Consider the following 13,452-nt stretch of genomic DNA (forward strand, 5'->3'; position numbering starts at 1 on the left):
CCATGTATTACGAATACGATCAACCGAATAAAACTGTCGCACAAAAAAAGAAAATAGCGCAGCAAAAATTGGCAGAGCTACGTAAGACAAATCCCCGGATACAACCGGTGGTGGTCACGGGGAAAAAGCTTGTCACAACGTGGTGGGGCAAAGCGTGGACCGACAACATCGAGAGCTACGCCGATGGTGACAATCGCATTAGCCACGGAAAAAGCTATGTACGCAACGGTTTCATTTTGGATTTGCAAATAGACCGTGCGTCAGTGGACGCGCTAGTACAATGTAATGAGACCTACAAAGTCAGTATAGAAATCGACCTGTTAGACAAAGAAAAATGGCAACAAATCGAAAAAAATTGCCAAGGAAAGCTAGGGTCACTACAAGCTCTCTTAGACGGGAAATTCCCAAAATCTTTAGGAGAAGTTTTTACTAATCAACAAAGCGGCCTATTTCCTTCTTTGTCGGAAATATCCTTCCGCTGCAATTGCCCTATTTGGACGGGTATGTGCAAACACGTTGCCGCAGTTCTCTATGGAGTCGGAGTCAGACTCGACTCCCATCCGACTTTGTTTTTTACCCTACGCGATGTGGCAATTGATAACTTAATCAACAAGGCAGTGGAGAATAAAAAGCTGAGTTTTCTGGAAAAAGCTCAGAAAAAAAGCTCACGTGTTCTCAATGACTCTGACCTAGCGTTACTGTTTGGTATTGATATAGACGACATTCATTTCGCAACAAGTCAAAACGTGAAAAAACCCGAGCCATCAAAAGTAACAGAATGCAAAAAGGTTGATGATAACGAAAATATATCTCACCTAAAGGATTCAGAGCAACGCGTTTTGCAGCTATTACAACGCGAAAAACACTGTAGTGCTTCGGATAAAATGTTTGCAGAGCAAGCACAAGTATCAAGTCCCCATCTACGTACCGTTTTAGAAAAACTAGTGAAGCACGGTTACGCAAAAAAAGAAAAGCATGGACGAAAAGTTACTTTTTCGATTATTGTTTAGTTTCACAAAATATCATCATATCTTAGTACTTGAATATCTCACTTTTGCGTAAAACAATGACGAACAATAGTTTGTCCTCATGATGGTTACAGCGAAAATACAGGACTATAGTCTTTTTTTAGTATAGTTTGTCCTCATGGAGAACTTTTAATTATTACAACCATTCAGTGAGGACAAACGGCCTTACCAAAGTATCAAGTCCCTCTATTTGTAAGGTTCTTTGAGTGAGGACAAACCAACTTAAAAGGTTCCAAGAAATTTGTGTTACTGTCAAAACTACCCTATTTTATCGCGTATGTACCGCAATACATCAGGTAACTGATCATAGCGATGGATATCATCAATCATATCATACACCAACTGGTTTGCAGGTGTGGCAACGTTGTACTTCTTCCCGCGACGAATCACTTCACCGCAGATAGCGTCGATTTCGGTAGGAGAGTTTCGCAAACGGTCACACAGCATCGACGAGTGGTTTTTTGCGGTCTGTTTTGCTACATCATACATGCACTTTTCTATGCCACCGATAAAATGCACATCGATCCCCTGCGCTTTGGCGACAGATACCGCTTCTTTGGCCAGTGTGTTCATGATTTTTTGCGCAATAGGATTTTCAATTAAGTAGCCATTTTTTTGCTGTAAAATCGCCGTTAATGGATTAATTCCGGCGTTGATGGCTAGTTTTTTCCACAGCAGTGCATCGATATTGTCGGTTACTTCTACTTCCCAGCTACATTTTCGCAGAAGGTTTGCCAAATTACTTGTCACACTTGTTTTCGCGAGAGTGATATTCCCACGTCCTGTATCTTCGACCACTCCCGGAGAAATTATTTTTGCCCCCTGTGTTGTCACCCCTACCACGCATTGCTCTTTCTCGAAATACCCACGTAGTTTCTCCCAGTTTCCCAAACCATTTTGCAAGGTGATAACGCCTTTTGTTTCATTACTCCACAATTGTTTGGCTTGTTGCGCAGCACGTGCTGTTTGGAAAGATTTTACCAGGAGAATGATCCACTGTACTTCGGGAATGTCGGCGATATTGTTTGTGGCATGTATGGAATGTTCGGATGTCGTTGCGCCATCGATAAGTTGCAGCGGTTTTTGTTGTAACGTTTGGATTTGTGACGCCCAACTTCCCAGCATGTACACCTCGCAGATATTTGCAAGGCGCGCAGAGAATAAGCTGGCCATTGCCCCGCTGCCAATGATGGTGACCTTAGTCATCATCGTCCATATCTAAATACAAAGCGACAAAACGCACCGGAAGGCAAAAAATAAAAGTGCATACACCAAATATTAAGTAGGTTAAATTGCTGGAGTCGACCTTGAATAGATTGAGCACAATTACCGAAAATAAAAAGCCATTACATAATGCAGGAAGGCCTATGACCAACATAGTCAAAAACGACTGCGCGTTAATGATGGAGGGGTAATGCAGTGCGACTTCGTGTAATGTGGCGTCGGTCTTTTCCAATTGATCTAGTAAGTACTTGACTTTCTTGCCCATCGCAACGATTACGCCAAAGATCGCCCAATAGGCACAAAAGGCCAAAAAACCTAGCCATGCAGTACTAACTTCCAGACCACTTATATCTAAGCTTTGTTTACCATCCGACATCACGGTGTAACCAAAGAAAAATACACTTATGTACAGAAACATAATGTATTTTTGAATTTGTTTATAGCCGTCTTTGATACAAGAAAAAAGTATTTCGTTCATGTTTAGCCTCTTACAAACTGTTCATCATTCGTTCATATATAAAAATAGATATGGCAACAAGCTCTTCGACATCTTCTTTTTGTGTTACGATTTTTTGTACAGACAACATGAAGCGGCATCTATCTTTGTAGGAACATTGAATCTCTAGCGGATATTTTTTGCCTATCGTTTGCAGTTTTTGTCGCAACCCCTTGTCAAAAACACGCAATACGAATGCATCATTATCAGAGTGTAGGTGAAAAAGAGCATCGAAGTCTTTATCAATTCCGATCTTTCGCGTTGTGCGCAACAATTTTGTGGCGACGTTTCTCCCCTCTAATTCGTAAGTGTGCTGTTCATCAAAAGCGCCACTATGAAACTGTACATACGTAAATGGCCCACGATCACCGTTTAATGCCGAAACTACGATTGTGGTATCTAAATGAGGAAAACTCCAACGCGGATACGATATCAACCCAGGAACGAGCTTGCCTTGTCTTTTTTCGTTGAGTATTTTCAATGTGTCTAACATTTTCTTCTTCTCTTGGTAAAAAAGATAGAGACCGATGAGTGAGGCAAGTACAATAATACCAAAAATTTCCATGACCTTTTCTCCTGTGGATTTAGTGAAAAGAGACTTTCGGTAGTTGTTGCTGCAATTGTTGTATTTTGTCCGCGGAAAGAAGATTTTCTTTTAGGGAAATATCTTTTAGTTCACCGAGATCTTTCAACGTCTTAGGTAAACTATGCAGTTCATTCTTATACAAAGAAAGTTCATGAAGAGCGCATAGTGCCCCAATGGATTCAGGAAGTTGTTGTAATTTGTTATAACTTAGAAGCAAACGTTGTAGTTTTTTACATTGCCCAATTTCTTGCGGAATTTGTTGTAACTTATTCTTGCGCATGTCTAGCATTTGCAAATTGTGCAAAGAACCAATTTCTTGTGGAATTTGTTCGAGATAGTTACCACTAATGTCAAATTCTTGTAACTGGGTACATTTGCTAATTTGAGTGGATAACTTTTCAATGTGATTGTTCCAAATGTACAGTTTTTGTAAATTGGGCCAGTCAATCTCAGTGGGCACTTCGCTTATGTGGTTTTCACTAAAGTCTAAGTCCGCTAAGTTGGATAATAGACATATTGCTTCGGGAATAATCGGTAGCTTGTTACAATTGGCAATGATTGTCGTTAGGTTTTGCGCTTTCTGCCAGCTATGATGAATTTCACATAGTTTATTGTGAGAAATCAACAAGGCACGCAGTGGAAGATCCTTTGGCAACTCTGGTAAGCTCTCAATATTGTTGTAGCTCAAGTATAACCTCTCCAGAGAACGTAGTTCAAAAATCTCCTGTGGAACTTGCGTAAAACAATTGCCGGTTAACCATAAAACCCTAAGATTTTGTAACTGCGTGATTTCGCGGGGCAAATCACACAGCTCGTTACTGCTCAGGTCTAGTTCTTCGAGGTGGACAAACTTTCCCAATTCACTAGGCGCTTTTTGAAGTTGTTGATGGCTTAGATCTAAAATCTGTACTTGATCGGGTTCTTGCTGAGCACTGGGTAAACAAGAATAGATTTTACAACGTGCCATAATTATCTCCCGCTTGTTTTCCATGTAAAACGTGCGGTGCGGTCAGGCGAAATAATCTTGCGTTCGCGAATGTAATCACACAAAACATCGCATAGTAAAAAGCTAGTGTCCACTTTTTGCGAAAGTTCCTTAAAAACAGAAAAACCGTCTCCACCTTGTGCGATAAACGAGTTCACTGCCAGGGTATATGTTTTTTCTTTCTCCAGTTTTTTCTTTCCCACAAATACATCGTGTATTTTGCCACGATTGATGTGAAACTTTAGTCCCGATACTTCAAAAAATCGACCAGTGGTGGGATCAAAATCGGCCATCATTTGTAAAATTTTTAATACATCTTTGCCTTTTAATGTATAGATATACAGAGAGTTGGAGAATGGCAAAACGCGTTTAACATCACGGTAAGTAATATTTCCCTTGAGAATATCTGCACGAATACCACCGACATTGTGCAGAGCAATATCTGCTCGCGTTCTTTCTCGTAAAGCATCCGAGATCAAATTGCCAATGGTGGAAGATTGGGGAGAATGCCTTCTGCCGCGTTTAAAGTTTTTCGTTGCCACTCCAAGTGGTTCGTCGAGTAATTTGCCGACCTTTTGGCGATACGGCTGGAAAATTTTTTCAACCTCTTTATCTAAATCTAAAATTTTTTGAGAAGCATGCACCGCGACTTTGTTGCTCCCGCGACTCATAATCGGTGATTTTAAATTTATTCCCACATTGCGATGTTTCCACTTCACTAGTTTTTTATTGCGAAATGTCAAATCAAATTTCCCCATCAAAAGCCCATAAGACCCTGCTTCGGCAATCAGCGTTTTGCCCACTTTGATCGGCTCAGGCGTAATGATATGCGAATGTCCTCCAATCACAATATCCATACCCGGAAACTGCTTACATAAATGAACGACTTGATGTAGAGAAATGTGAAATACACCTATTAGAAAATCCACTTGCGGTCGCAACTCGCGAATCATTTTGGGAATCACGACTTCGTGTTTTAAAAACTGCAAACGCGAATCATTTCCATAAGTACTTACAATCGGAGTATCATCGGTTGTCATCCCAAAAATTCCAATTTTGATATCTCCTTTTTGTATGATAATGTAAGGAGGAAATATCAATTTTTGCGTATCTTTGTACACTACGTTTGCCGACAGATAGGGAAATTTCGCCAACTTTTGCTGCTGCAATAAATCTTCCAGACGCAAGTCAAATTCGTGGTTACCCACCGCCATCGCATCATAACGCATTTTATTCATAATGCGTACCGCAGGTTCCCCTTTAAGCATATCGGAAAAAGGGTCTCCGGTATTGAGATCTCCAGCGTCTAAAAGAAGTAAGTGTTGTTTTTTCGTGGTCAATTTTTCGCGAATTTTTTTTATGTATGTCATTCGCGGCGATATACCACCGACTTTTTGCTGACCAGCAATATCAAAGGGCAATACATGTCCGTGACAATCATTGCTGTGTAGTATCGTTATCTGTGTATCTTGCGCAAAGGTGAAACTCCACACAACGCAAAGTAGTATAAACAAATGTCGCATAATTTTTCTTTCTGTTTTGTAACTGTGTGTATATTGAATCGATTTCGCAACAGATTCTATTCCGCATCCATTCCGTTTTCTATCATATTTGCCACATTATAACACTATTTGCGATACGGTTCCCATACAAATTTGTCGTGGGGAATCGAATTCCCGTCCGGCGTAGGCAACACAAAAGCACATGAGCCATCTATAAACAACAGATTCGTACCATTGTGGCGCATACTTATGTCCTTATGCGGTTCGTGAATACGCGTATCGGTATGCCGATTTAACGGTGGAATCATTGTTCCATCGACAAGCAAAACCGTTTTCGACTTGTCTTTTATGTACCAAGTTTGGGGCCAATACCATTTGCCATTTTCGCCATTTTTTCCGTTGCGCCGTTCGCGATTGCACAAAGCGCCGTTCATTTTGATACTATGCTCGTCTGTGGTTTCTCCTTCGCCTGCTCCCGACCATTGTGGACACTGTTTTACGGACTGTAAATTTCTCACATTCAAATATTCATCTAACACATCAAACCAGCAATAGTTTTTCCCGGTATCACTATCGCGATCAGAATGAGGCAAAAAACCTCCGTAGTCTAAAGAGTACAATAAAAAACCTTTGCTCAGTTGATACATATTTACACGACAAGAAATTGTCAACGCTTGTTTGCGTATTTCTTGAAAGCTGGAGTACACAACCGAAAGCAAGATACTAAAAATACATAACACCACCAACAACTCTGTTATCGTAAAACCATATTTTTTTGTATGCATGAGTAAAATGCTCCTACAGCGATTAATAAAAACGTGCCCGTGACCGTAACCGTAACCGTAATCGTAACAACTTATAATATTATTCGGTCATGGGTCACGGTCACGGGTCACGGTCACGGGTCACGGGTCACGGGTCACGGTCACGGGTCACGGTCACGGGTCACGGTCACGGGTCACGGTCACGGGTCACGGTCACGGTCACGGGTCACGGTCACGGGTCACGGTCACGGGTCACGGTCACGGGTCACGGTCACGGGTCACGGTCACGGCGACGATCACGGTTACGGTCACGATAATTACGAATATCTATCACGATGACAAATCACCATTATACCGTAGGAAACGACAACTTCATCGCATGTACACCCCACCATGGCTATTAGCGTTTGCGTTTTGTGCTTTTCTCTGTTACAATCTAAGGCAAAAGACATTCTTAGCGAAGTTCTTCGCAGCAAACCCAAGCCCTATATTGACTTTTTTTATGGTTTTCTAAAGATCTTAAAGGAAAAAAGATGAGGCAACTACTACTACTGTGTTATGTAAGCGTTATTTTCGGGGGATGTACATACTATCATGCGACATCAGAACCTTACGCATTTGAAAAAGAAACCGTTTGGAAAACAGCGTATAAGATTATCGAAAAGCGCTACGATATTCACCTTGCGAAAAAGGAAGAGGGTACTATTGAGACCGAGTGGCACTATAAACTCTCTCCCATGTATCTAGAAAGTTATCGCGACCGAGTCCTCGTCCATGTGGAACGTTGTGATGAATGCGAAACAAAAAAAGAGCAAAAAAAATCAAAGGCATTAGAAGAGTTAGGGCTTGAGTTACCAGACGAAGACGAAAATGACCCTGATGCAGGAAAAGAAAAATACGTTTTAAAAATTAGCGTTGAGCGGCAACAGAACCGCAGTTTGGAAAACCCTAATTCAAAAGATGAGGCGTTCTGGTTCCCCAATGGTTTCAATGCACTCGAGGAGCAGCGAATTATTAGCTTAGTACAATCGCAACTTTACATATTAAAATATTTAGATAAAGACGAACGCGAACAGGAAGACGAAATTGATGATGCCGTGGAGATCAGTGATAAAAAAGAGCTTAATCCATAAATGGAAATATTTTGTTTTACTGGTATACATCTGCGGATGTAGCTGCCACTCAGAATTGATTATATCCTCTGATATTTTATCAACACACGACATTTGTAAAGATATACTTATCCAGGAAGGCTTTGAAATCGCGGTAAATAAGCCGCAATATCTTTCGACAAATTGGAAAGTGAACTTGTCACCTTACCAAAAAAAAGGTCGCAAAGAACAAACCCAGATACAAATAAAACCGCATAATGCACAAATAAAATTGGAAGTTATTGTTGCACAGTACATCAACTACTCTACGCAAGATTATTTAAACGAAACAAGTGCCACATGGGTAAAAAGTGGTCGCAATCGTATGCGTGAAAAATGGTTGATTGCTTTGATAAAAAACAAACTACTGTTGACAGAATAAGCGCGGGGGTATTCATCGCCAACGCGTTTTAGTACAGAAATTTCGGATTGAGGTGTGATGTGCCAAAATACCAAATTGTTTTGACAGCGGAAAATGTAGATTGCTGTCCTCTTTATAAAGCGGGAGACAAAATTGTCCTTGATTTTCCCCAAGTCGATTTAGAAAAAACCAATAAAGTTTGCGCGTTTGTCATCGCAGAGTTGATGAAACATCAAATGCAAAAAGACAAGAATATGATATGTGAACTACGCGAGGAGATGAGTGACAAAGCGGAATTCCTAGAAGAATTTGGCTTAGAAGAAGGACCCATCACTTGCCCACGTATGACCACAGGAGTGTCATTTAATCTCGAAGTCACAGAACACGAAGAGGACATATCCTTTATTCACGATGAAATGTTCATTGGTCGTCAGGATAAACGCGAGATGATCAACAAACTACGAAAAATTCCTATTTTGTCAACCGTCACCGCGGACGACCTTTTCGATGCCCTGGGAGAAATTCGTTTAAAAAAATACGAAGCCGGTGAAACTATCTTGAAAAAAGGTGACAAGGGACGCAGCTTTTTCATCATTTACAATGGAGAAGTTGAAGTTGTACAAGTTTACAAAGACGGTATGGAAAGTGTGATTGTAAAACTGGAATCGGGCAACTGCTTTGGAGAAATGTCTCTATTGACAAATGAAGCTGTTTCTGCTACGATTCGCGCCTCTGTGCCTTCAACAATGCTATCCATTAGCAAAGAAGGTTTCCGTCAATTGATGGATTGTGCACCAAATATGCGTTTAATGATCACTAAGCTATTAGCAAAACGCATCAAAGATACGAACCACCGCGTGGGATTAGTTGTGGCTTCGGGGATGGTTGGACAACTACACACCATCGCCTTTCCCGAACTCGTTCAAACACTATCCTCAACAGAGTCTAACGGTATTTTATACGTAAAGAACGACAAAAAACAAGGAAATGTATATTTTCAGCATGGCCAAATAGTGGATACTGAACTAGGAGATCTTGTAGGCGAAGAAGGTTTCTATAAGATGCTCGAGTGGAAAAAAGGAGATTTTCGCTTTTCACAAAAAGAAACTTTAGAGCGCGAACGAACGATTCCTTATGATACGATGGGACTACTTCTAGAAGGAATGCGACGTTTAGATGAACAAACGCGCAAATGGAAATCTTCAGACGTGCAACTATAGCACATTTATTGGAAAGAGAGAAAAACGTGTTCAAAAAATATGACCCTTTAAAAGGTGAAATGCTGCGAATCATGGACAAAGACGGCAAAATAACCAATAAGGAAATGATGCCGGAACTCGACGACCAGCAAGTCATCGATGCTTATAAATTAATTCATTATTCGCGAATGGTAGACTTAAAAGCCGTATCTTATCAACGCCAAGGACGTATGTATACCTATCCACCTAACTTAGGACAAGAGGCTTCCGCAGTTGGTGTGAGTACCGTAATGCGCGATATTGACTGGATTGTACCTGCTTATCGTGAATTAGGAGCTTACCTAACAAAAGGAGCAACACCAAAAGATATTTACCTATATTGGGGTGGTCATGAAGATGGAAGTCGCTTTCCAGGAGCGCCAAATCTTTTACCGATAGCCGTACCAATTGCAACACAGTTATTACATGCCGTGGGTATTGCTCATGGACTGAAATATCAGGAAAAAGAAGGTGTTGTTTTTGGTTTTATTGGTGATGGAGGTACCTCGGAAGGAGATTTCCACGAAGCGATGAACTTTGCCGCAGTTTGGAAAGTTCCCGTAGTATTTTTATGCCAAAACAACCAGTATGCTATTTCGCTACCGACTAAAAAACAAACAGCCGTTGATTGGATTGCCAAAAAAGCTGTCGCGTACGGCATGCCAGGTATACGCGTAGACGGCAATGACTTCTTTTCATGTTATGCCGCTGCGAAACAAGCACATGAACATGCGCAATCAGGCAATGGCCCTGTGTTTATTGAAGCCCTCACGTACCGTCGTGGTGCTCACACTACCGCAGATGACCCAACACGCTATCGTACCAAAGAAGAAGAGAAAGCCTGGGAAGACAAAGACCCCGCGTTACGTTTAAAGAAATATTTGATCGAAAAGAAGTTATGGTCTGAAGAACAAGAGACCGAACTCTTAGAAAAATACAATAAAGAAGTGGAAGCACAATTTCTAGAATTTGAAAACTATCCAAAGTATAAACTAGAGGACGTCTTTCAATACATGTACACAAAAATGCCTTCCCACTTAGCGAAGCAAAAACAACAGTACGAAGATTTTCTTGCGTGGAAGGAGTCGCAATAATGGCGGTGATGAATATGGTACAAAGCATTAACTCTGCTTTGGACATAAAACTAGGCGAAGATAATAAAGTTCTATCTTTTGGTGAAGACGCGGGTGTCGAGGGTGGTGTATTCCGCGTTACCGAAGGTTTATATCAAAAATACGGCGAAAAACGCGTTTTTGACACCCCCCTTGCAGAATCCGGTATCATCGGTACTGCGGTAGGAATGTGTGTGTCGGGTTTACGTCCAGTAGCGGAAATTCAGTTTTCCGGTTTTGTCTACCCTGCGTTTGACCAAATCATCTCCCACGTATCGAGAATGCACAACCGTTCACGGGGAAAGTATCGCATGTCTATGGTGATTCGCATGCCATACGGTGGTGGTATCAAAGCTATTGAGCACCACTCAGAAAGTATGGAAGCTCTATTCGCTCACATTCCTGGATTAAAAGTGGTAATCCCTTCGACACCATATGATGCAAAAGGTTTACTCATTTCCGCGATTGAAGACGATGATCCCGTTGTGTTTATGGAACCAAAGAGAATGTATCGCGCGATTAAGCAGGAAGTACCCGAGGACAAATACACCATTCCCATTGGCAAAGCCAAAGTGGTTAGCCAAGGAACCGATATTACCGTCGTCTCTTTTGGTGCACAAATGAACGAAAGCATCAAGGCTGTTGAGATCGCCAAAAAAGCGGGCATGAGTGTAGAACTCATCGATTTGCGCACCATTTCTCCTCTAGATCGCGAAACCGTAGCAGCCTCCATACGTAAAACAGGTCGTTTGCTTTCTGTAACGGAAGGTCCTGGAACTTTCGGTGTGGGAGCAGAGATGATCGCTCTGGCAAATGAAGAAGCATTCTTGTACCTCGAAGCTCCTCCAACACGATTAGCTGGTTTTGATACAATAGTCCCTCTACCAAAAGGGGAACATCTTTATTACCATACTCCCGAGCGTATTTTTTACGAAATCAAAAAGCTAGTTGAATACTAAAAGATAGGAGCATTTCATGCCGTTTGTATTTAAGTTTCCCGATATTGGCGAAGGCATAACCGAAGGAAAGATCCTAGAATGGTATGTAGAGGTCGGACAACAAATCAAGTCTGACCAAAAAGTTGTCAAAATGGAAACCGACAAAGTAGTCGATGATATTCCCTCTCCGCGTACAGGTGTTGTGATCGCACGTCACGGTAACGTTGGTGATGTCATCGATGTGGGACACCCACTTATTGAAATCCAGGTGGAAGGTGAGAGCGAAAGCGCACCAGCACAAGATGCGAAAGAGCAAAAAAAAGAAATTGCATATGGAGTGGTGGGTAACCTAGAGGTAGCGAGTGACAATGATGTACTTCCTTCAAGCAGTGAAGGTGACGCAGAGCAAGTAGCCACAGCGTCAACACAGAAGAAAGTCCTTGCCACCCCGGCGGTACGCGCTTTTGCACGTAGATCAAAAGTCGATATTCGTCAAGTAAAGGGTACTGGTCCTGGTGGGCGTGTTACGCGCAAAGACATCGAAGGATTTGCAGGTCAAAGCTCCACATTTACCCCGGCAGCACGCCAGCCGGTTAACGTAGCAAAAGATGCCCCTGTAACCATCGAATCTTTATCGCAAATTCGTAAGACCATTGCCAAGCGTATGCTAGAATCCAAACAAGTTTCGGCACACATGACTGTTTTTGAAGAGGTAGAGGTTTCTGATTTGGAAAAGCTCCGCAAATCGCAAAAACAAAAATTCAAAGACCGCGGCGCAGGTCTTTCTTATCTACCCTTTATCATCAAAGCGGTTGTCACTAGTTTGAAAGCCAATCCCGTACTAAACAGTCAAATGGATTTGGCCAATGACCGCCTGATTTATAAGCACGAATACAACATTGGAATCGCAGTAGATACACCAAGCGGCCTCGTAGTACCCGTTATTCGCGACGCCGATAAAAAATCGATCTTCGAGCTAAGTGTTGCCATTCAAGACCTAGCGACACGCGGACGCGAACGTAAACTATCGCGTGACGAACTACAAGGTGGTACATTCACCATCACCAATTTTGGTTCTATTGCCGGAATTTTCGGAACACCGATACTCAATCAACCAGAAGTGGCCATTCTTGGTGTAGGACGCGCACGACAGATGCCCATAGTCAAAGATGACGAATTGGCCATAGGTCGCATCCTGCCACTATCTCTTTCCGTAGACCATTGTCTAATTGACGGTGGAGACGCAACGAGATTTTTAAAGGGAGTCATGGATCTACTCAACGATCCGATGGAACTTCTAATGATGCAATAGAAAGCATTTTGCGCAACGATAGAGAAGATTTCGTGTTGAAATCTTCTCTATTTTTTTTGGCATTTCGGCGAAACGAGGACAATATGGCACAAGATTTTTTAAAATACGATCTACCAGATATCGCGATCTTAAATAACGAAGAAATTATATATCGTTACATGGTATGGCGCCCACAAGAAGTGCTCATCATTTTAGGTCGTAGTAATAGCAAAGTGGAAGAGGTTGTTTTTGTAGAACAAGCGCAAAAAGACAACGTCAAGATTTACCAAAGACCCACCGGAGGGCAATCCGTGGTTCTTTCACCAAATATGCTCATCATCTCCATCACCGAGCCACTTGATTCCTCACGCCCTTCGAAAGAATACTTCTACGCCTACAATCAAATCATTATAAAAGCATTGCAACAAATGGGAGTGAAAGACTTGGGAGTGAAAGGAATCTCGGACATTGCCATAGGACAAAAAAAAATCGCCGGCACCGCCATGTACCGCAATCGACTGCAAGTATTTTACCATGCTGTACTTAACGTAGGGGAAGATGTAAATATCTTTGAGCGTTATCTAAAATACCCTCCCAAAGTACCCGACTACCGCAAAGGTCGTAGCCACAAAGAATTTGTCACCTCGCTACTCGTACAAGGGTATGATTTTCCTCTGCACGAGATACAAGAAAAAATTCAGGGGCAATTACGGAACTACGGCAAAAAAGACAACTAATGAAATAAAACGAAATTACAATTCAGTAAGCGTAGATCC

14 protein-coding genes are annotated in these 13,452 nt (G+C 41.8%); 8 read left to right on the forward strand and 6 right to left on the reverse strand.

The genetic code is table 11. The features are described 5' to 3' along the window. Nucleotides 1-2: 2 nt before the first annotated feature. The gene (locus UABAM_RS12370) at nt 3-1,010 is read left to right on the forward strand and encodes an SWIM zinc finger family protein (protein WP_229759391.1); all 1,008 of its coding nucleotides are present in this window, start codon (nt 3-5) and stop codon (nt 1,008-1,010) included. A gap of 276 nt (nt 1,011-1,286) precedes the next feature. Here the strand turns inward: UABAM_RS12370 and UABAM_RS12375 are convergent, their stop codons facing one another. From UABAM_RS12375 to UABAM_RS12400, 6 genes are all read right to left on the reverse strand, one after another. Next, nucleotides 1,287-2,237 (reverse strand): ketopantoate reductase family protein, encoded by a 951-nt coding sequence (locus UABAM_RS12375; protein ID WP_151968318.1) that lies wholly within the window; start codon nt 2,235-2,237, stop codon nt 1,287-1,289. Further along, nucleotides 2,227-2,730 carry a hypothetical protein gene (locus tag UABAM_RS12380; RefSeq protein ID WP_151968319.1) on the reverse strand — a complete coding sequence of 168 codons (504 nt, stop codon included), beginning with the start codon at nt 2,728-2,730 and terminating at the stop codon, nt 2,227-2,229. The genes UABAM_RS12375 and UABAM_RS12380 overlap by 11 nt, the downstream gene beginning before the upstream one ends. A 10-nt stretch (nt 2,731-2,740) precedes the next feature. Then, complete coding sequence (locus UABAM_RS12385; RefSeq protein ID WP_151968320.1) at nt 2,741-3,313, reverse strand: hypothetical protein; 573 nt, start codon at nt 3,311-3,313, stop codon at nt 2,741-2,743. A gap of 19 nt (nt 3,314-3,332) precedes the next feature. Then, nucleotides 3,333-4,301 (reverse strand): leucine-rich repeat domain-containing protein, encoded by a 969-nt coding sequence (locus tag UABAM_RS12390; protein ID WP_173013275.1) that lies wholly within the window; start codon nt 4,299-4,301, stop codon nt 3,333-3,335. A 2-nt stretch (nt 4,302-4,303) separates the two neighbouring features. Then, complete coding sequence (locus UABAM_RS12395; RefSeq protein WP_151968322.1) at nt 4,304-5,842, reverse strand: bifunctional metallophosphatase/5'-nucleotidase; 1,539 nt, start codon at nt 5,840-5,842, stop codon at nt 4,304-4,306. A 104-nt stretch (nt 5,843-5,946) separates the two neighbouring features. Continuing rightward, on the reverse strand, nt 5,947-6,606 hold the full coding sequence (locus UABAM_RS12400) for a type II secretion system protein (RefSeq protein WP_151968323.1): 660 nt from the start codon (nt 6,604-6,606) through the stop codon (nt 5,947-5,949). 512 nt (nt 6,607-7,118) lie between these two features. On the opposite strand from UABAM_RS12400, the gene UABAM_RS12410 reads away from it, so the two are divergent. The 7 genes from UABAM_RS12410 (at nt 7,119) to UABAM_RS12440 (ending at nt 13,413) form a co-directional block, all read left to right on the forward strand. Continuing rightward, complete coding sequence (locus UABAM_RS12410) at nt 7,119-7,718, forward strand: hypothetical protein (RefSeq protein ID WP_151968324.1); 600 nt, start codon at nt 7,119-7,121, stop codon at nt 7,716-7,718. Beyond that, nucleotides 7,693-8,118, forward strand: a complete 426-nt coding sequence (locus UABAM_RS12415) for a hypothetical protein (RefSeq protein ID WP_151968325.1) — start codon at nt 7,693-7,695, stop codon at nt 8,116-8,118. The genes UABAM_RS12410 and UABAM_RS12415 overlap by 26 nt, the downstream gene beginning before the upstream one ends. 59 nt (nt 8,119-8,177) lie before the next feature. Further along, complete coding sequence (locus UABAM_RS12420; RefSeq protein ID WP_151968326.1) at nt 8,178-9,317, forward strand: cyclic nucleotide-binding domain-containing protein; 1,140 nt, start codon at nt 8,178-8,180, stop codon at nt 9,315-9,317. 26 nt (nt 9,318-9,343) lie between these two features. Then, on the forward strand, nt 9,344-10,429 hold the full coding sequence (gene pdhA / locus UABAM_RS12425; RefSeq protein ID WP_229759392.1) for a pyruvate dehydrogenase (acetyl-transferring) E1 component subunit alpha: 1,086 nt from the start codon (nt 9,344-9,346) through the stop codon (nt 10,427-10,429). After that, nucleotides 10,429-11,406, forward strand: coding sequence for an alpha-ketoacid dehydrogenase subunit beta (locus UABAM_RS12430; RefSeq protein WP_151968328.1), 978 nt, complete (start codon nt 10,429-10,431; stop codon nt 11,404-11,406). The genes pdhA and UABAM_RS12430 overlap by 1 nt, the downstream gene beginning before the upstream one ends. A 16-nt stretch (nt 11,407-11,422) precedes the next feature. Continuing rightward, entirely contained in the window at nt 11,423-12,697 is a 1,275-nt protein-coding gene (locus UABAM_RS12435; protein ID WP_151968329.1) for a dihydrolipoamide acetyltransferase family protein, read from the forward strand. A gap of 83 nt (nt 12,698-12,780) precedes the next feature. Further along, entirely contained in the window at nt 12,781-13,413 is a 633-nt protein-coding gene (locus tag UABAM_RS12440) for a lipoyl protein ligase domain-containing protein (RefSeq protein WP_151968330.1), read from the forward strand. Nucleotides 13,414-13,452: the final 39 nt, after the last annotated feature.

This window comes from Candidatus Uabimicrobium amorphum, from assembly GCF_009002475.1.
GTDB classification, from domain to species: domain Bacteria; phylum Planctomycetota; class Uabimicrobiia; order Uabimicrobiales; family Uabimicrobiaceae; genus Uabimicrobium; species Uabimicrobium amorphum.

What these genes read in the sequence shown, in the direction of transcription:
- UABAM_RS12395 (WP_151968322.1), bottom strand. Translation starts at nt 5,842, where the DNA reads ATGCGACATTTGTTTATACTACTTTGCGTTGTGTGGAGTTTCACCTTT.
- UABAM_RS12385 (WP_151968320.1), bottom strand. Translation starts at nt 3,313, where the DNA reads ATGGAAATTTTTGGTATTATTGTACTTGCCTCACTCATCGGTCTCTAT.
- UABAM_RS12370 (WP_229759391.1), top strand. Translation starts at nt 3, where the DNA reads ATGTATTACGAATACGATCAACCGAATAAAACTGTCGCACAAAAAAAG.
- UABAM_RS12380 (WP_151968319.1), bottom strand. Translation starts at nt 2,730, where the DNA reads ATGAACGAAATACTTTTTTCTTGTATCAAAGACGGCTATAAACAAATT.
- UABAM_RS12400 (WP_151968323.1), bottom strand. Translation starts at nt 6,606, where the DNA reads ATGCATACAAAAAAATATGGTTTTACGATAACAGAGTTGTTGGTGGTG.
- UABAM_RS12440 (WP_151968330.1), top strand. Translation starts at nt 12,781, where the DNA reads ATGGCACAAGATTTTTTAAAATACGATCTACCAGATATCGCGATCTTA.
- UABAM_RS12435 (WP_151968329.1), top strand. Translation starts at nt 11,423, where the DNA reads ATGCCGTTTGTATTTAAGTTTCCCGATATTGGCGAAGGCATAACCGAA.
- UABAM_RS12375 (WP_151968318.1), bottom strand. Translation starts at nt 2,237, where the DNA reads ATGATGACTAAGGTCACCATCATTGGCAGCGGGGCAATGGCCAGCTTA.
- UABAM_RS12390 (WP_173013275.1), bottom strand. Translation starts at nt 4,301, where the DNA reads ATGGCACGTTGTAAAATCTATTCTTGTTTACCCAGTGCTCAGCAAGAA.
- UABAM_RS12410 (WP_151968324.1), top strand. Translation starts at nt 7,119, where the DNA reads ATGAGGCAACTACTACTACTGTGTTATGTAAGCGTTATTTTCGGGGGA.
- UABAM_RS12430 (WP_151968328.1), top strand. Translation starts at nt 10,429, where the DNA reads ATGGCGGTGATGAATATGGTACAAAGCATTAACTCTGCTTTGGACATA.